The organism is Streptomyces sp. NPDC001381, assembly GCF_042895685.1.
GTDB lineage: Bacteria > Actinomycetota > Actinomycetes > Streptomycetales > Streptomycetaceae > Streptomyces.
In genome coordinates, this window is record NZ_JBIAWO010000006.1 from 34,621 (window position 1) to 51,430 (window position 16,810).

Consider the following 16,810-nt stretch of genomic DNA (forward strand, 5'->3'; position numbering starts at 1 on the left):
CGCCGAGCTGCGCGCGCAGATCGCCCACGCCGTCAAGGCCGCCGCGGCGGCCTGATCCCCCTGCTTGGGAACAGGGCACCCCGGTGAGCAGGCCCGGCGTGGCCCCAGGTTGCGCGGGAACACTGTGGCCGGTCCCGCGCCCGCTCCCTGCCGGCCTGCGCGCGGGAGGCCTGGCGGCGGTTTCCCGCATGCCGGGCCTCCGCCCGCTCACCTCCGGCTCCACTCCTGCGCGAGCAGCTCGTACGACCTCACCCGGTCGGCGTGGTCGTGGGTGATGGTCGTGATGAGCAACTCGTCGGCGCCGGTGGCCTCTTGGAGCTGGAACAGGCGGTCGGCCACCTGTCTCGGTGAGCCGACGAACTGCGTGTCCACGCGGTCCCGCACCAGCTCCCGGTCCTCCTCACTCCACTCCAAGGCCCGGGCCTGCTCCGGCGTCGGGTACTCGATGGCGCCCTCGGCGGTGCGGATGCTGCGGACCCAGGCCGCGTAGCCGGTGGCGAGCTCGTGGGCCGTCTCCTCGTCCTCCGCCACGACCACGTCGGCCGAGACGCTGACGTACGGCTTGTCGAGGACGTCGGAGGGCTGGAAGAAGGCCCGGTAGCCGTCCACGGCCTCCAGCACGGTGGCGGGGCTGACGTGGTAGTTCGCGGCGAACCGCAGCCCCCGCGCGCCGGCGACCTCGGCGCTCTGGCCGCCGCTGCTGCCCAGGATCCACACCTCGACGTCGGCGCCCTCGCCCGGCACGGTGTGCGCCTCGATGCCCTCCGGGGTCCGGTAGGTGCCGGCCAGCAGGGCGAGGATGTCGTCGATCTGCTCGGCGTAGTCCTGCGACTGGGCACCGGGCAGCAGGAGCAGCTTGCGCTGCAGGGCGATGCGGGGTGAGCCGAGGAGGCGTTCGAAGGAGAAGCGGGGCGGGATGAGGAGGCCGTTCGGGGCCCGGCCGCTCACGACGGGGGTCACGGTCGCGGGGGCTGCGGTCGGTTGTGCCGGCGGGCGGCCGCCCGAGCGGCCCAGGCCGAGGTCGAAGCGGCCTGGGTGCAGGGCGTCGATCAGGCCGAACTCCTCGACCGTGCTGAGCGCGGTGCGGTGGCCGAGCTGTACGGCGCCGGAGCCGAGCCGGATCGTGGAGGTGGCGGAGGCGGTCAGCGCGAGGACGACCGCGGGGGACGTGCCTGCGACGCCCGGGTTGAGGTGGTGCTCGGCGAACCAGTACCGGGCGTACCCGAAGCGCTCGGCGTGCTGTGCCAGGTCGATGGAGTTGCGCAGGGCGTCGGCGGCCGTCGAGCCGGACGGTATCGGCACCAGGTCGAGGACGCCGAGGGGAATGTCAGGCATGGGCGGGCTCCTCCTCGGTGACGGGCAGGACCGGTCCCCAGACGAAGGGCGGGTCCGGGATGTCGCGGCGCAGTACCGGGGCGACTTCGGACTGGAAGAGCTGGAGCGAGGCGCGGTGCTGGGCATCGGTCAACCCGTTCGCGTCCGCGTGCAGATGGAGCACGGTGTGCCCGAACTGCTCGTGGTAGCGGTGCACCTTGTCGATGATCTGCTGCGGGCTGCCGATCAGGGCGGAGCTGCGCTCGGCGAAGTCCTCCACGGTCTCGAAGACCACCGGCAGGCCGGACTGCTTCTGGAACGCCAGCGTCGACTCGAAGATCGGCCGGTACGCCTTGAGGGCTTCCTGGGAGGTGCGGGTCACGAGGAGCCCGGCCGTGCCGGCACCGATCGCGATCTTCGCCGGGTCGTGGCCGTAGAATTCCCAGCGCTCGCGGTAGTGGCTGATCAACTCGCTGTACGGCTCGATGGGGTTGGTGACGTTCGCCGAGAACAGCGGGTCGCCGTAGCGGGCGGCGAGGTCTACCGACTCCTTGCTGGTGGCGCTGCCGTGCCAGACCCGGACGGGCCGCTGGTAGGGCCGCGGCCATACCTCGGCGTCCGTCAGCGGCGGGCGGAAGCGAGTCGCCGCGGTCACCTTGTCCTGCCGCCAGATCTGCCGGAACACCTCATAGCTCTCGGCGTTGCGGTCCCACTGGTCCTCGGGAGTGACATGGAACAGCTCGCGCTGGGCGGCGCCGTTGCCCTTGCCGATGATCAATTCCAGGCGTCCGCCGGAGAGATGGTCGAGGGTGGCGTAGTCCTCGTAGGCGCGCACCGGGTCGAGGAGGCTGAGCGTGGTCACGGCGGTGAACAGCCGGATGCGTCGGGTCAGTGCCGCGATGTGGCTGAGGACGACGGTCGGCGAGGAGGAGATGAACGGCCGCTCGTGCCGCTCCCCCACGCCGAAGCCGTCGAAGCCGAGTTCCTCGGCGAGCAGGGCGTTGTCGAGGACCTCGCGGAAGCGGTCCTGGGTCGGCTTGTGCACGCCGGTGATCGGATCCGGCCGGTGCACGATCAGGGTGATGGCGAGGAACTTCACGACGCTGCCCGTTCGTCGCGGACGTCGCCGATGGGGGTCCCCCCGCTCGAGCGAAGCCGAGAGTGGGGGAGGGCCAGGCCGAGGTGGTCGCGCAGGGTCGGGCCCTCGTACTCCGTGCGGAACACGCCTTGTTCCTGCAGGAGCGGGACGACCTTGTCGGCGAACTCGTCGAGGCCGGTCGGGGTGATGTGCGGGACGAGGATGAAGCCGTCACTTGCGTCGGCCTGCACGAACTCGTTGAGGGTGCGGGCGATCGTCTCGGCCGAACCGATGAAGTTCTGCCGGTTGCCGGTCTCGATGACCAGGTCGCGGATCGACCAGTTGTTTGCGGCGGCGAGCTCGCGCCACTCGCGGGCGGTGGCCAGCGGGTCGCGGTACATGCGGACCTGGGCGCGGCCCTGGGAGATGTGGTTGTCGCTGACATCGGGGTCGATGTCGGGGAGTGGCCCGTCCGGGTCGTAGGAGGACAGGTCCCGGTTCCAGACGAACTCCAGGTGCTTGAGGGCGGTGGCGCCGCTGACTTGCTGGCGGCGTACCAGCTTGGCCAGTTCCTCCGCCTCGGCGTCGGTGTCGGCGAGGGTGAAGGTGGCGGCGGGCAGGATCAGCAGCTGGTCGTGGTGGCGGCCGTACTTGGCGAGGCGGTTCTTGACGTCGGTGTAGAAGGCTTGGCCGGCTTCGAGGGTGGCGTGCCGGCTGAAGATCGCGTCGGCTTCGGAGGCGGCGAACTCGCGGCCCTCCTCGGAGTCGCCGGCCTGGAAGATCACCGGGCGGCCCTGCGGGGAGCGCGGCACGTTGAACTGCCCGTGGATGTCGAAGTGCTGTCCGGTGTGGACGAAGGCTCCGGCCTTGGCGTGGCGCAGGAAGGTGCCGGTGGCCTGGTCGGCAAGGATCTCGTCGCCGTGCCAGGAGTCGAAGAGCTCGTTCGCCGTGGCCAGGAACTCCTTGGCGCGGGAGTAGCGCTCCTCCTGGGGCAGGAAGCCGCCGCGGCGGAAGTTCTCGCCGGTGAAGGCGTCCCAGGAGGTGACGACGTTCCAGGCGGAGCGCCCGCCGGAGAGGTGGTCGAGGCTGGCGAACTGGCGGGCGACCTCGTAGGGCTCGTTGAAGGTGGAGTTGATGGTGCCGGTCAGGCCGAGGTGCTCGGTGACGGCGGCGAGCGCGGCGAGCACGGTGAAGGTGTCGGGGCGGCCGACGACGTCCAGGTCGTAGATCTGCCCGCCCTGTTCGCGCAGCCGGAGTCCCTCGGCGAGGAACAGGAAGTCGAACTTCGCGCGTTCGGCGGTCTGCGCGAAGTGGACGAAGGAGCTGAAATCGATGTGGCTGCCGGCCTTCGGGTCGCTCCACACGGTGGTGTTGTTGACGCCCGGGAAGTGGGCGGCCAGATGGATCTGCTTCAAAGGCTTGGTCATCGGTCGGGGATCCTTCCGGCTCAGGCAGCGGCGTAGCGGTTGGCGGGGCGGGCCAGGCCCAGCAGGCCGCGCAGGGTGCCGGCCCCGTAGGCGCGGCGGAAGGCGCCCCGGCGCTGCAGTTCGGGGACCAGCCCCCGGGTGATCGCCGGGAGGTCGTGGCCGGCGACGGCGGGACGCAGCCGGAATCCGGTCAGCCCGACGCTGTGCAACTCCTGCAGCAGATCGGCGAGTTGGGAGGGCGTGCCGGTGAAGATGTGGGCATCACTCGTGTACGGCTGTCCCGCGAGCGCGTCGAGCCGTTCCCGGCGGGCGGTCGCGGCGGCCGGGTCGTCGTCGAGGAAGACGACCAGGTCGCCGAAGACATGGAGGGTGTCGGCGGCTCGCCCCGCCGCGTTCTGTTCGGCGCGGATCCGGGCGACGACGGCGCGGGCCTCGTCGGCGTCGTGCGGGGTGACGTACCCGATGTCGGCGGCGCGGGCCACCAGCCGGTACGGGACGGTGTCGTGGGCGAGGGCGCTGACGATCGGCTGGCCCTGCGGCGGGCGGGGCGTGATGCTGGGGCCTGTGACGCTGAAGTGCCTGCCCTCGAAGTCGATGTGGTGCAGCTTGTCGCGGTCGATGAAGCGGCCGGTGGCGGCGTCCCGGATCTCGGCGTCGTCCTCCCAGCTGTCCCACAGGCGGCGCACGACCTCCACGTAGTCGGCGGCCTCGTCGAAGAGGTCGGCCACCGGCTCCCGGGTGTCCGGGTGGTCGTAGGCCTCGATGCGCGGGACGGTGCGGCGGCCGAAGTGCGCGGCCTCGTTCGGGCGGGCGGTGATCTGCACGCGCAGGCCGGCGCGGCCGGTGCTGACGTAGTCGAGGGTGGCGATCGCCTTGGAGATGTGGAACGGCTCCGTGTGCGTGGCCACCACCGTCGGCACCAGGCCTATGTGCCGGGTCAGCGGTGCGACGCGGGAGGCGATGAGGACGGCGTCGAGGCGGCCGCGTACCTGGTCGGTGCGTTCGTCCGGGTCCAGGAAGTGGGAGGACTGAGGGCCGAGGCCGTCCTCGATGGTCACGAAGTCGAGCAGACCGCGCTCGGCCTCGGTGACCAGATCGGCCCAGTATCCGGCAGTGAACAGGTCGCGCGGGCGGGCCACCGGCTCGCGCCAGGAGGCGGGATGCCAGCCGGTGCCGTCCAGTGCGACGGCAAGGTGCAGGGAAGAGGGAGGTGTTGAGGACACGAGTGGGTGCCTTCCTGGAAGTCCGTGACGAGAACACCGGCCCCCTCGGACAGGAGGAGGCAACGGCGGTGAAGGAACGGGTCAGGAACAACACAGCGCGCCGGCCACGCGCTGGAGGTCTACGTGGGGCCGGGTGTGGAGGTGGACAGCGTGGAATATGTGCGTCACGTCCACCACCTCCGTCCCTGGGGTCATGCGTGGATTCGTCCGCCGAGCGCCGAGAGCCGCCGCCTCGCACCGGGCGTGGACGTGAGCAGGCTCGACAGCAAGGCGGTGGGTCCCTCCGAGCCCGGGCTCAAGCCGAGTGCGGTGCTCGCAACAGCCGACCGCTACGACGCGAGCCCGGTGATGGCCAGGGACACTCCGTGGGCAGCCGCTCCTGGTGCCGGCGCCGCTCACAGCGTGCCGAACAGGCGCGGGGCGCCTCGCAGGGCGTGCGTCGCGACCCGCTCGAGGGCCGGGGTGCGCAGGCGTCGTACGGCCTGCGCACCCCGGGTCTGCTACTTGTTGGTCTTGGGCAGGCCGGGCGGGTTGATCTCGGACTTGGTCACGGCCTCGTCGGACAGGCCCCAGCGCTCGAGTACCTTCGCGTAGGTGCCGTTGTCGATGACGTGGTTGAGGGCGTCGGCGAGCGGCTTGACCAGGCCGCTGTCCTTCTTGGTGGTGGCCGCGATGAGGCCCTGGAGGGTGGAGCCGGCGCCGGAGTAGGTGCCGACGACCTCGGTCTTGCCGGTGGTGGCGGCGTGGTAGGCGGCGGTCGGGTTGGGGCCGAGGTAGAGGTCGATGCGGCCGGACTGGAGCGCGAGGTAGGTGTCGCTGTCGTTCTGGTAGTACTTGATGTTCACCGGCTTGCGGCCGGCCTTCTCGTTCTCCTTGCTCCACTCGATGAGCAGCTTCTCCTGGTTGGTGCCGCTGCCCACGGCGACCGTCCTGCCCGCCACGTCCTCGGGCCCGGTGATCTTCAGGCCGCTGCCCTTCTTCGCCTCGAAGCCCAGGTTGTCCTCGCGGTAGGTGGCGAAGTCGTACTTCTCCTTGCGCTCCTCGGTGACGGTGATGTTGCTGAAGCCGACGTCGTACTTGGCGCTGTCGAGGCCGACGAAGATGTTCTCCCAGGAAACCGTGTTGATGTGCAGCTTGAGGCCGAGCACGTCGGCGACCAGAGAGGCGATGTCGGGCTCGACGCCGATGACGGTCTTGTTGTCGGTGGCGAAGAAGGTCAGGGGCGCGGCGGAGCCGGAGGAGTCGACGATCTCCAGGGTGCCTCTCTTGCGGATCTTCTCGGGGACCTCGGCGGCTATGGAGTCGACCTTGTCGGTGGTGATGCGGTTCTGGTCGGGACTGATGTTGATCTTCGTCTTGCTGCCCGACGTGGCCGCGACCTCGGTCGTGCCGCCGTCGTCGGGGTTGCTGCACGCGGCGAGGACGAGGGCGGTGGCGAGTCCGAGCGCGGCTGCGGCGGTGCGGCGGGTGATCGAGGTGGGCATGGTCGTGCTCCTTGCTTGCGGAAAGGGGTGAGGGTCGGTCAGAGGACCTTGGAGAGGAAGGCGCGGGTTCGCTCGTGCTGCGGGTCGTCCAGGACGGCTGCGGGCGGGCCCTGCTCCACGACGACTCCGCCGTCCATGAACACCACGGTGTCGGCGACCTCGCGGGCGAAGCCGATCTCGTGGGTCACGACGATCATGGTGGTTCCGGTGCGGGCCAGGTCCTTGATGACGTCGAGGACTTCGCCGACCAGTTCCGGGTCGAGCGCCGAGGTGGGCTCGTCGAAGAGCAGCACCTTCGGTTCGAGGGCGAGCGCGCGGGCGATGGCCACGCGCTGCTGCTGGCCGCCGGAGAGCTGGCGGGGGTAGGCGTCGGCCTTGTCGGCGAGGCCGACCCGGTCGAGGAGCCGGCGGGCGGTCTCCTGCGCGGCCTTGCGCGGGCGGCGCAGTGCGGAGACGGGGGCCTCGATCAGGTTGTCCAGCACGGTCAGGTGCGGGAAGAGGTTGAAGTTCTGGAAGACGAACCCGATGTGGGTGCGCTGCTTCAGGACGTCCTTCTCCTTCAGCTCGTGCAGCTTGCTCCCGGCGCGGCGGTAGCCGATGAGTTCGCCGTCAATGCTGATCCAGCCGCTGTTGACCTTCTCCAGGTGGTTGATGGTGCGCAGCAGCGTGGATTTTCCGGAGCCGGACGGGCCGAGGATCACGGTGACTTCGCCGGTACGGACCTGGAGGTCGACGCCGCGCAGCACCTCCAGCGGGCCGAAGCTCTTGTGGACGCCGTGGACGTCCACCATCACGTCGTCGACCGTCGGCGTCGCGTCCTTGACGGCCACCGTCACGTCGCTCATCGGCTGTCTCCCAGGGGCTTCAGGGGTCTGACGGGCTGGTTGCGCTGGGCGGCTGCCGCGCGCAGGGTGCGGACGAAGCGGCGGGCGCGCTGGAGCGGGGTGGGCGGCGGGGTGCGGTTGGCGCCCCGGGCGTAACGGCGCTCCACGTAGTACTGCGCGATGGACAGCAGGGAGGTCAGCACCACGTACCAGGCGGTGGCGACCAGCAGCAGCGGGATCACCCGGCCGTTGCGGCCGTAGATCACCTGCACCTGGTAGAACAGCTCGCCGATGGACATCACGTAGACCACCGAGGTGCCCTTGAGCAGGCCGATGATCTCGTTGCCGGCCGTGGGCAGGATGGCGCGCATGGCCTGCGGCAGCACGACCCGGCGGATCTGCCGCAGCCGGGGAATGCCGAGTGCGGCGGCCGCCTCCAGCTGCCCGTGGTCGACGGCGATGACCCCACCGCGCACGATCTCGGCGGCATAGGCGGCCTGGTGCAGCGTCAGCCCGATGACGGCCGCGCCCATGGTGCCGATGATGCTGTTGCTGTCGACGGACCAGAACACCGGGCCGAAGGGGATGCCGAAGCCCAGCCTCTCGTACAGCGCGCTCAGGTTGAACCAGAACACCAGCTGGACGATCATCGGGATGGACCGGAAGATCCAGATGTAGGTCCAGGCGACGGTCTGGAGCACCGGGCTGCGCGACAGCCGCATGAAGGCCAGGACGGTGCCGAGGAGGAAGCCGAGCACGGTGGCGTACGCGGTGAGTTGGAGGGTTACCCACACCGCCTGGACGATCGTCTCGGACAGCACGTAGTCGCTGAAGACGCCCCATTCCCAGACCGGGTTGGTGGCCAGCCCGTGCACGAACTGGGTGACCAGCACGGTCACGGCGACGGCCGCCACCCAGCGGGCGTAGTGGCGGGCGGGGACGACCTTGAGGGAGGCCGGATCGTCCGGAGCGGGCGGGGCCCCGGGGCCGGTGCCCGGGGTGGCCGCGCCGGGCGGCGCGGTGTCGGTGGTGGATGGCAGCGTGGACATCGTGGACGTTCCTGCTCAACTCTCAGGTCTGCTCGGGCGGGTTGATCCGCGACGTGTCGATCGCGGAGGCGGAGGTGCCCCACTTCTTGAGGATCCGGGCGTACGTGCCGTCCTTGATCAGCTCGTTGACGGCGGCCTGGAATGCCTTGGTGAGGGGGGAGCCCTTCTTGAAGGCGAAGCCGACGTCGAGGCGGTGGAACTCGCCGAGGAAGGTGGTCTGCGAGGCGGGCTGGGCCGCCTGGTGGCGCAGGCCGTTGATGGTCGACATGATCACGTCGATACGGCCCTGCTGGAGTGCGGTGAGGGTCGCCGCGTTCTCCGAGTAGACCTTCACGTCGTACGGCTTCCTGCCCGCCTTGGCGCACACCCCCTTCTGCGCGGTGAGGGTCGCTTCGAAGGTGGTGCCGGCGCCGGTGCCGATGGTCAGCCCGCACAGCTGGGTGAGGTCGGTGACCTTGTTGCCGAGGGCGGTGTTGCCCGTCTTCACCGCGAAGCCCTGGCCGTCGTTGATGTAGGTGACGAAGTCGATGGTCTTCAGGCGTTCGGTGGTGACGCCGAAGTTGCCGGTTCCGAAGTCGTACTTGCCGCTGCCCAGGGCGGGCAGGATCGTCTCGAAGGAGGCGTCCTGCCGCTCCAGCTTCACTCCGAGGACCTTGGCCACCGCGTCGGCGATGTCGATGTCCTGGCCTGCGGGCGGCTTGTCCTGCCCTCCCCCACTCTCGACTTCGCTCGAGCGGGGGGACCCCCATGGGTAGTACGCCCCGGGCGGGAATCCGACCGAGCTGCCGACCCGCAGCGTGCCCGCTTCGCGGACGTCGGCGGGCAGCAGGGCGGCGGCGGAGTCCACCTTGCGTACGGCGGCGACCGGGTCGTCGGTCGGGGCGGGAGACGCCTGAGCGCCCCCCGGTGCGGTGCCGGAGGTGTCGCCGGAGCCACAGGCGGTCAGCGCCAGTACGGGCAGCAGCGCGATGGCCGCGACGATACGCAGGCGGGTTCTGATCGGGCGAGGGTTCACAGGTCGGCTGCCTTTCCCGTGCGTGCTGTGCGTGCTTCGGCCGGCAGATGCTTCTCGAAGGGCAGCGGGCCGATGGTTTCCGGGTCGGCCTCGGTGTCGAACAGCGGTGTGTAGCCGGTGGCCAGGTACAGGCCGCGGGCCTCGGGCTGGCGTGGCCCCGTGGTCAGGTAGATCCGCCGGTAGCCGCGTGTGCCCGCCTCGCGTTCCAGCTCGGCGATGACACGGCGGGCGAGGCCACGCCGCCGGTGGGCGGAGTGGGTCCAGATCCGCTTCAGTTCGGCGGTGGTCGCGTCGTACCGCCGGAAGGCGCCGCCTGCGACGGGCTGCCCGCGCTCCAGCAGCAGGAGCAGCAGGCCGCCGTACGGTTCGGTGAACTCCTCGTCGGGGTAGCGGGAGATCTCGGTGTGGGCGTCCTTGCCGTAGCGCGTGGAGTACTCGTGGCCGAGTTCGCGCAGCAGGGGTCTCACGCGCGGGTCGGAGACGAGTACCTGAATGACCGTCAGTTCGGGGGCGGAGGTCATCCGTTCACCGCCTTCAGGGTCTGCGTCCCGCCTGCCGCCCGCTCGGCGTCGCGCTTGGCGTCGCGCTTGGCGACCTCCTCGCGGACGATCGGGATCACGTACCGGCCGAAGTCGATGGCGTCGTCCAGCAGGTCGTAGCCGCGGGCGGAGAGGATGTCGACGCCGAGGTCGTAGTAGTCGAGGAGCGCCTGGGCGACCGTCTCCGGGGTGCCGACCAGGGCGTTGGAGTTGCCTGCGCCTCCGGTCGCGGCGGCGGTCGGGGTCCACAGGGCGCGGTCGTAGCGCTCCCCCGCCTCGGCGATGGCGAGCAGCCGTTGCGAGCCGGTGTTCTGCGGCTGGGCGTGTCCGTTGTGGCGCTTGGTGATGGCCTCGCCGCGCTGCCTGCGGGCCTTGATCGCGCCGACCGTGCGGTGGGCCTTCTCCCAGGCCAGTTCCTCGGTCGGGGCGATGATCGGGCGGAAGGCGACCTGGATGCGGGGCACGTCGGTGCGGCCCGCGGCCTTCGCGGCGGTCTTCACGTTCGCGATCTGCTCGGCGGTCTTCGCCAGCGGCTCGCCCCACAGGCAGTAGATGTCGGCCTCGGCGCCTCCGGCGGCGTACGCGGCAGGGGACGAGCCGCCGAACGAGACATTCGGGCGGGGCTGTTGGACGGGGAAGACGTCGCTGACGAAGTCGTGGAAGCGGTAGTGCTCGCCCTCGTGGTCGAAGGGCTCGTGGGTGGTCCAGATCTTCTTGACGATCCGGATGTACTCGCGGGTGCGGGCGTAGCGCTCGTCCTTGGTGAGGGTGTCGCCCTCGCGGCCCTGCTCGTGGTCGTTGCCACCGGTGATGAAGTGCACGGTCAGCCGGCCCTCGCTGATCCGGTCGAGGGTGGCGAAGGTCTTGGCGGCGAAGGTGGGGTAGGAGACGTTGGGCCGGTGGGCGAGCAGGATCTGCAGGCGCTCCAACCTGCTCGCGATGTACGCGGCGGCCGGTGCGGGGTCCGGCGATCCGGAGCCGTAGGCGAACAGCACCCGGTCCCAGCCGTGGTCCTCGTGTGCCCGGGCGAGCCGGAGCGTGTACTCCTTGTCGAACGCGGCGCCGGAGCGGGGCGTGGTTTCGGAGCCGTCGTTGGTGGCGGCGATGCCGAGGAACTCCACGGGCATGGGAGATGGCCTTTCAGGGTGCGGCGACACGCAGGCATGACGGAATCGCCTTGCGTGCAGGCATGAGTGAACAGACCGTCAGGCAGACGGGTCGGTGCAGTCGTGACGACGTCGAGCGTCGGGAGAAACAGAGCTGCGGCAGCGCGCGTGAGGAGAGAACTCGGCCCGCGACGGGGTCACCGAGGGAGGGAAGGGCCGGTCAGACGGCCCGCTGCCGAGTCAGGCGCAACACGCGGCGGACCACACTCGACCGAAGTCGATGTGATCGCGCGAGACCAAGCGCTGCTGGGCATTCATGCGACTAATTGAGCAGTACATCGTGGCGCTCGTCAAGCAGTGCCCGGATGCCGGACCGCCCGGGGCCGGCGCCGCCCTGGGCGCTGTTGACACATCGATGCCCTGGGCACATACGATCGACAGCGGATCGGCCGCCCTGCCCGGCAGCCTTTCCGGCCGCGTTGAGGGACGCGGCGATCGTGACGGCGCCGAACCCCGGCCGCACCGTATGCATGCAGCGCCTGTGCCGTTGTGCTCCCTGCGAGTGCCACCGGGTGGTCACCCAAGCCTGCGATTCCCTCTCCCGGAGAGCCTCTCGATGGTCACCCCTTCCGAAGTCACGCCGGCCCCTGCGACGAAACCCCCGAAACGGGCGAGCGTGCCTGGCCCCGACCTCCCGCGGATCGTGCCGCGCCGGCACGTCGGCCGGTGGCTGACCGCTGCGGTCGCCCTGCTGCTGTTCGCTATGGTGCTCAACTCCGTCGTCCGCAACGACGCCTTCCAATGGAGCGTGGTGGGCCGGTACTTCACCACCGCCGCCGTGCTCGACGGACTGCTGCTCTCCCTGTGGCTGACGGCTGTGGTGATGGTGCTCGGATTCCTGCTCGGCACCGTGCTAGCGGTGATGCGGCTCTCCGCCAACCCCGTGCTGCGCACGATGAGTTGGGGGTATGTGTGGATCTTCCGGTCCACGCCGCTGCTGGTGCAGCTGCTGTTCTGGTTCAACATCGGCGCCCTGTATCCGACGCTGGGCCTCGGCATCCCGTTCGGCCCGCAGTTCCTCACCGTCAAGACGGTCAATCTGCTCGGTCCCACCCTGACCGCCGTCATCGGCCTGACCCTGCACGAGACCGCCTACGCCGCCGAGGTGGTGCGCGGCGGCATCCTCTCCGTGGACTCCGGGCAGACCGAGGCAGCCCATGCCCTCGGGCTGAGCAGACGCCGCACCCTGCGCCGGATCGTCGTCCCCCAGGCGATGCGCTCCATCGTGCCCACGGCCGGAAACATGCTGATCGGCACCCTCAAGGGCACCAGCATCGTCAGCGTGCTGGCCGTGCACGACCTGCTGTACTCGGTGCAGCTCATCTACAACCAGACCTACCAGGTCATCCCGCTGCTGATGGTCGCCACCCTGTGGTACATCGCGGTCACCACAGTGCTCAGCGCGGGCCAGTTCCACGTCGAGCGGTACTACGCGCGCGGGGACTCCCGCGCCCTGCCGCCGACCCCGCTGCAACGGCTGCGCGGCCACCTGACCGCCGTGCGCCACCGGCTGAGCGCGGCCACGGCCGCCGACGCCCGCCCGGCGATCGGCGGTGACCGGTGAGCAGCACCCCTTCGCCGGCCGTCCTGGTCGTCGTCGGCGCGGGGCCGCGCGCCACGGGCCTGCTGGAGCGGATCGCCGCCAACGCGCCCGAACTGTGGCACGAGGCACGGGAGTTGCGCATCCACCTGGTGGACCCGCACCCGCCCGGCCCGGGACGCGTCTGGCGTCACGAGCAGTCGGCACTGCTGCGGATGAACTCCATGGCCGAGGACGTCACCATGTTCACCGACGAGTCGTCCACCATCGAGGGCCCGGTGCGGCCCGGCCCCTCGCTCGCCGAGTGGGCCGCCCAGTTCTCCGGCCGGAGCCCGCGCCACGCCCCGTACGCCGAACCCGCCGACCCGGAGGTGCTCGCCGAACTGCGCACGCTCGACGGGTCCGACTTCCCCACCCGCCGCGCCCAGAGCGCCTACCTGGACTGGGTGTTCCGCAGGGCGCTGGCCCAGCTGCCGCCCTCGGTCACGGTCGAGTGGCACCGCACCACCGCGACCGCCGTCACCGGTCCGCCGGACGGCCCTCAGCAGGTGCACCTCGCCGACCGTGCCACTGCGCTCACCGCCGACCTGGTGGTCCTGGCCCAGGGACACCTCGGCTCCACTCCCGCCGCCGAGTACCGTGACCACGCCGCCTTCGCCCGCCGGCACGGCCGCTTCCACCTCCCGCCCGAGTTCTCCGCCGACGCCGACCTGTCCGCACTGCGACCCGGCGAGCACGTCATCGTGCGCGGCTTCGGACTGGCCTTCATCGACCTGATGGCGCTGCTCACCGAGGGCCGCGGCGGCACCTACCGCAGCGAGGCCGACGGCACCCTCACCTATCTCCCGTCCGGCCGCGAGCCGGTCCTGCACGTCGGATCGCGGCGCGGGGTGCCGTACCACGCGAAGACGCGCTACCGCCTCCAGGGTCCCCGGCCTCCGCTGCCACGCCACTTCGGCCCCGAGGCGGTCGACGGGCTGCTCGCCGAGGGCCGCCCGCTGGACCTGCGGCGCGATGTGTGGCCGCTGATGGCCAAGGAGATCGGCTTCGGCCACTACCACGAGCTCTTCCACGCCCACCCCGAGCGCACGGCCGTCCCCTGGCCGGATTTCGTCGCCGTCTACGACCGCCTGGGCTGGTACGACGCCGAGATGGCGGTCCTCGTCGCCACGGCCGTACCCGACCCGGCGGACCGCCTGGACTTCGAGGTCCTGGACCGCCCTCTGGACGGCCTCGCCTTCCCCACGCCTCAGGCCTTCCAGGACCACCTGCGCGACCACATCGCCCGGGACGTCGCCCGCCGCGAGGACCCGGCGTTCAGCGCCGACCTCGGGGCATTCCTCGCCCTGCTCTCGGTCTACGGGCAACTGCCCCGCCTGGTCGCGGCGGGACGGCTGACCGCGCATTCCGTCGCCGGGCAACTCGACGGCTGGTGGCACGGCTTCTTCAGCTTCCTGGCCTCCGGCCCGCCCGGCTTCCGGCTGCGGCAGCTGCTGGCTCTGTCCCGGGCCGGGATCGTCCGCTTCCTGGGCGCCGGCATCCGGATCGACACCGACGAGAGCACCGGCGCCTTCACCGCGACCGGCCCCACCGTCCCCGGCCACACCCTCCACGCCACCGCCCTCGTCGAGGCGTACCTTCCGGGCCCCTCCCTCGACCGCACCGAGGACCCACTCCTGCGCGCCCTGCACCGGGCCGGCGCGCTCACCGAGGAGGTCATCGCCGACCCCACCCACATCCACCGCTCCGGTCTGCTCGCCGTCTCCCCCACGGACGGCCACGTCCTCGACCCGTCCCTCGGCAGCCCCCACCCCCGCCGCATCGCCCTCGGCGCCCCCACCAACAGCCGGGCCGTCGCCGCCTTCGCCCGCCCCCGCACCAACGCGCCCGCCTTCCGCCAGAACGACGCGGTGGCCCGCGCGCTCCTGCGTGCCCTGAGCGCCACCGAGGCTGACACGGCCACGTCACCGGTGGACGGCCGGCCTCTCAGAGCGTGAGACCTTCCCTACTTTTCCTATTGGATTACTAGGGAAGCCTTGACTGCGTCCGCCGGGGGTGCGCAGGATGATGAACATGTCCCGTAAGCAGCAACGACTCGTTCGTCGTCGGCATGTCGACTTTGGTCACGTCGTCAGTGCCGCCTGCTGCCGCGCGTAAGGCACGCGACTCACACCTTCGCCCGTGCCACTCCGCTCCCCCCTTCACAGGCGATCAGGCGAACTCACCCACTGCGCCTGACGGCCCGACACACTTCTGAGGGACAACGCCATGACCACGGCACTTCCGGCCCAGGCCGCCCCACACGTTCCGCTCCCCGCCGACACACCCCGTCTTCGTCTGGTGGGCGATACCGCTCAGCGAGCCGCCCAGGGACACACGTCCGCGCCGCTCGTCGGCTACCTCGTGCTCGTCCCCGAGGGCACCGATCCCACCGAGCTCTTCGCCAAGGACAGGCCACGGCCCGAGATCCGACCGGTCGGCGCCGCAGGCCCGGCCCCTGTCCGGCCGACGGCGGACGACGTCGTCCGCATCGATCCGGCGCGGCATGTCGCCGAGGTCAACGGACGTGAACTCGACCTCACCTACCTGGAGTTCGAGCTGCTGGCGCATCTCGTTCAGCATCCCCACCACGTGCAGACGCGTGATCGGCTGGTGGCCGCCGTCTGGGGCTACGACCACATCGGCGACGGCCGCACCGTGGATGTCCACATCGCCCGCCTGCGCCGCAAGCTGGGCGAAGCTCACCGGCACCGCATCGTCACGGTTCGGCGCGTGGGCTACAAGTACGTGCCCGACCTGCAGGAGAGCTCCAACGCCGCGCTCTGCGGCCGACCTTGAGGAGACCACTTCCATGGGCCTTGCCTCCGCGCCGTCCCACCCCGCCTCGCCGTCCGACCGGACCGGGCCCGGCCATGCGCACTGGCTGCGCGTGGCCCGCGAGACGGCGGACGACCTGGCCACGGACGCGGCGGCCAGGGAGCAGGCGGGCAAGGCCCCGATCGACGAGGTGTCCCGGCTGCGCGAGGCGGGACTGTTGACGCTCCTGACGCCGGCCGAGCCCCGGGGAGGCGGCCCGGACTGGCCCACGGCCTACGCCGTCGTCCGGGAGATCGCCGCGGCCGACGGCGCGATCGGTCGACTGCTCGGCTGTCACTACTTCCTGTCGTGGAGCGCCCGCTTCTTCGCCGGGCCCGCTCTCGCCGCGCAGACAGAGGAGCGGTCCGCGGCCGAACAGTGGTGCTGGGGCGGCGGTTTCGCGCGTCAGGAGCCGCCTCTGGTGCTGGCCAGGACCTCCAGGGGGCTGGTGCTCGGCGGTCGGCAGAGCTACACCACCGGGGTCCTGGTCGCCGATCGTCTCGCCGTGCGCGCCGTGCGGGAGGACACGGGTGAACCGCTCGCCGTCGTGGTGGATCCCGCCCGTCGCGGTGTGGTGGTCGACGGCGATGCGGACACCTTCGGCCAGCGGCTCGCGGCCGGCGGCAGCGTGGAGTTCGACGACGTACCGGTGGATGCCGACGACGTGCTCGGCTCCCTGTCCGCGGACGAGGACCTGCTGTCGCCCCGGGCCGCCCTGGCATCTCCGGCCGGGCGGCTCTTCTCCGCCCAGCTCCTTGTCGGCATGGCCGAGGGAGTGCTCGCCGAAGCCCGTGAGTACAGCAGGACGGGCCACGCACCCTGGCACCCCGCCTGGCCGGCCGGCACCCCGCACGACCCGCAGGTGCAGACCGCCTACGGAGAACTCGCCGTCCTCACCCGATCGGCGTCGGCACTCACCGATCAAGCGCTGGAAGCCGTGCGGGGCGGCCTCGATCGCGGCGAAGAGCTCACCTACGACGAGTGTGCGGACATCTCCGCCCTCGTGGCCATGGCCGAAACCGCCGCGGCCCGGGCAGCGCAGGAGTCCACCACCCGCGCCCTCGACATCATCGGCGCCCGCTCCGCCTCCGCACGGCTGGGCTTCGACCGGTTCTGGCGCAATGCCCGGACCCACACCCTGTACGAGCCCGTCGCCCACCGGCTCCGCGATGTCGGGGAGTACTTCCTCAACGGCGCTCACCCTCCGTTCGTCCTGCCCGCCTGATCGGGAGGCGGGGACGTCCGGCAGGACCGGTTCCGGGGATCGATTCCGCAGTCGCGCCCCTGCCTGAGCC

At 70.9% G+C, this 16,810-nt stretch carries 15 protein-coding genes; 4 read left to right on the forward strand and 11 right to left on the reverse strand.

Features of this window, described 5'->3' with window-relative positions; translation table 11 throughout:
- Window positions 1–207: 207 nt before the first annotated feature.
- From ACFY2L_RS26070 to ACFY2L_RS26120, 11 genes are all read right to left on the reverse strand, one after another.
- Entirely contained in the window at window positions 208–1,335 is a 1,128-nt protein-coding gene (locus ACFY2L_RS26070; protein ID WP_390823538.1) for an LLM class flavin-dependent oxidoreductase, read from the reverse strand.
- The gene (locus ACFY2L_RS26075) at window positions 1,328–2,413 is read right to left on the reverse strand and encodes an LLM class flavin-dependent oxidoreductase (RefSeq protein WP_390823539.1); all 1,086 of its coding nucleotides are present in this window, start codon (window positions 2,411–2,413) and stop codon (window positions 1,328–1,330) included. The genes ACFY2L_RS26070 and ACFY2L_RS26075 overlap by 8 nt, the downstream gene beginning before the upstream one ends.
- Window positions 2,410–3,819: an NtaA/DmoA family FMN-dependent monooxygenase gene (locus ACFY2L_RS26080; protein ID WP_390823540.1), complete on the reverse strand. Its 1,410-nt coding sequence runs from the start codon at window positions 3,817–3,819 to the stop codon at window positions 2,410–2,412. The genes ACFY2L_RS26075 and ACFY2L_RS26080 overlap by 4 nt, the downstream gene beginning before the upstream one ends.
- Window positions 3,820–3,839: 20 nt before the next feature.
- Complete coding sequence (locus ACFY2L_RS26085) at window positions 3,840–5,042, reverse strand: LLM class flavin-dependent oxidoreductase (RefSeq protein ID WP_390823541.1); 1,203 nt, start codon at window positions 5,040–5,042, stop codon at window positions 3,840–3,842.
- Between the two features lie 81 nt (window positions 5,043–5,123).
- Window positions 5,124–5,237, reverse strand: a complete 114-nt coding sequence (locus ACFY2L_RS26090; RefSeq protein WP_390823542.1) for a putative leader peptide — start codon at window positions 5,235–5,237, stop codon at window positions 5,124–5,126.
- 305 nt (window positions 5,238–5,542) lie between these two features.
- Window positions 5,543–6,526 carry an ABC transporter substrate-binding protein gene (locus tag ACFY2L_RS26095; RefSeq protein ID WP_390823543.1) on the reverse strand — a complete coding sequence of 328 codons (984 nt, stop codon included), beginning with the start codon at window positions 6,524–6,526 and terminating at the stop codon, window positions 5,543–5,545.
- A gap of 38 nt (window positions 6,527–6,564) precedes the next feature.
- A complete protein-coding gene (locus ACFY2L_RS26100) occupies window positions 6,565–7,371 on the reverse strand; it encodes an amino acid ABC transporter ATP-binding protein (RefSeq protein WP_390823544.1) in 807 nt (268 codons plus the stop codon).
- A complete protein-coding gene (locus ACFY2L_RS26105; protein ID WP_390823742.1) occupies window positions 7,368–8,390 on the reverse strand; it encodes an amino acid ABC transporter permease in 1,023 nt (340 codons plus the stop codon). The genes ACFY2L_RS26100 and ACFY2L_RS26105 overlap by 4 nt, the downstream gene beginning before the upstream one ends.
- A 31-nt stretch (window positions 8,391–8,421) precedes the next feature.
- A complete protein-coding gene (locus ACFY2L_RS26110) occupies window positions 8,422–9,414 on the reverse strand; it encodes an ABC transporter substrate-binding protein (protein ID WP_390823545.1) in 993 nt (330 codons plus the stop codon).
- Window positions 9,411–9,935: a GNAT family N-acetyltransferase gene (locus ACFY2L_RS26115; RefSeq protein ID WP_390823546.1), complete on the reverse strand. Its 525-nt coding sequence runs from the start codon at window positions 9,933–9,935 to the stop codon at window positions 9,411–9,413. Before ACFY2L_RS26115 ends, ACFY2L_RS26110 begins: the two co-directional genes overlap by 4 nt.
- The gene (locus tag ACFY2L_RS26120; protein WP_390823547.1) at window positions 9,932–11,080 is read right to left on the reverse strand and encodes an LLM class flavin-dependent oxidoreductase; all 1,149 of its coding nucleotides are present in this window, start codon (window positions 11,078–11,080) and stop codon (window positions 9,932–9,934) included. Before ACFY2L_RS26120 ends, ACFY2L_RS26115 begins: the two co-directional genes overlap by 4 nt.
- 595 nt (window positions 11,081–11,675) lie before the next feature.
- Here ACFY2L_RS26120 and ACFY2L_RS26125 point away from each other — a divergent pair.
- The 4 genes from ACFY2L_RS26125 to ACFY2L_RS26140 all read left to right on the forward strand — a co-directional run bounded on the left by ACFY2L_RS26125 (window position 11,676) and on the right by ACFY2L_RS26140 (window position 16,740).
- Complete coding sequence (locus ACFY2L_RS26125) at window positions 11,676–12,683, forward strand: amino acid ABC transporter permease (protein ID WP_390823548.1); 1,008 nt, start codon at window positions 11,676–11,678, stop codon at window positions 12,681–12,683.
- A complete protein-coding gene (locus tag ACFY2L_RS26130; protein ID WP_390823549.1) occupies window positions 12,680–14,656 on the forward strand; it encodes an FAD/NAD(P)-binding protein in 1,977 nt (658 codons plus the stop codon). The genes ACFY2L_RS26125 and ACFY2L_RS26130 overlap by 4 nt, the downstream gene beginning before the upstream one ends.
- A 271-nt stretch (window positions 14,657–14,927) precedes the next feature.
- A complete protein-coding gene (locus ACFY2L_RS26135) occupies window positions 14,928–15,497 on the forward strand; it encodes a winged helix-turn-helix domain-containing protein (RefSeq protein WP_390823550.1) in 570 nt (189 codons plus the stop codon).
- Between the two features lie 13 nt (window positions 15,498–15,510).
- Window positions 15,511–16,740, forward strand: coding sequence for an acyl-CoA dehydrogenase family protein (locus ACFY2L_RS26140; protein ID WP_390823551.1), 1,230 nt, complete (start codon window positions 15,511–15,513; stop codon window positions 16,738–16,740).
- Window positions 16,741–16,810 lie beyond the last annotated feature (70 nt).

Bases quoted from the DNA above. Each gene is read 5' to 3' on its own strand.
- ACFY2L_RS26070 (WP_390823538.1), bottom strand. From the start codon at position 1,335: ATGCCTGACATTCCCCTCGGCGTCCTCGACCTGGTGCCGATACCGTCC.
- ACFY2L_RS26080 (WP_390823540.1), bottom strand. From the start codon at position 3,819: ATGACCAAGCCTTTGAAGCAGATCCATCTGGCCGCCCACTTCCCGGGC.
- ACFY2L_RS26090 (WP_390823542.1), bottom strand. From the start codon at position 5,237: ATGACCCCAGGGACGGAGGTGGTGGACGTGACGCACATATTCCACGCT.
- ACFY2L_RS26095 (WP_390823543.1), bottom strand. From the start codon at position 6,526: ATGCCCACCTCGATCACCCGCCGCACCGCCGCAGCCGCGCTCGGACTC.
- ACFY2L_RS26100 (WP_390823544.1), bottom strand. From the start codon at position 7,371: ATGAGCGACGTGACGGTGGCCGTCAAGGACGCGACGCCGACGGTCGAC.
- ACFY2L_RS26115 (WP_390823546.1), bottom strand. From the start codon at position 9,935: ATGACCTCCGCCCCCGAACTGACGGTCATTCAGGTACTCGTCTCCGAC.
- ACFY2L_RS26120 (WP_390823547.1), bottom strand. From the start codon at position 11,080: ATGCCCGTGGAGTTCCTCGGCATCGCCGCCACCAACGACGGCTCCGAA.
- ACFY2L_RS26125 (WP_390823548.1), top strand. From the start codon at position 11,676: ATGGTCACCCCTTCCGAAGTCACGCCGGCCCCTGCGACGAAACCCCCG.
- ACFY2L_RS26135 (WP_390823550.1), top strand. From the start codon at position 14,928: ATGACCACGGCACTTCCGGCCCAGGCCGCCCCACACGTTCCGCTCCCC.
- ACFY2L_RS26140 (WP_390823551.1), top strand. From the start codon at position 15,511: ATGGGCCTTGCCTCCGCGCCGTCCCACCCCGCCTCGCCGTCCGACCGG.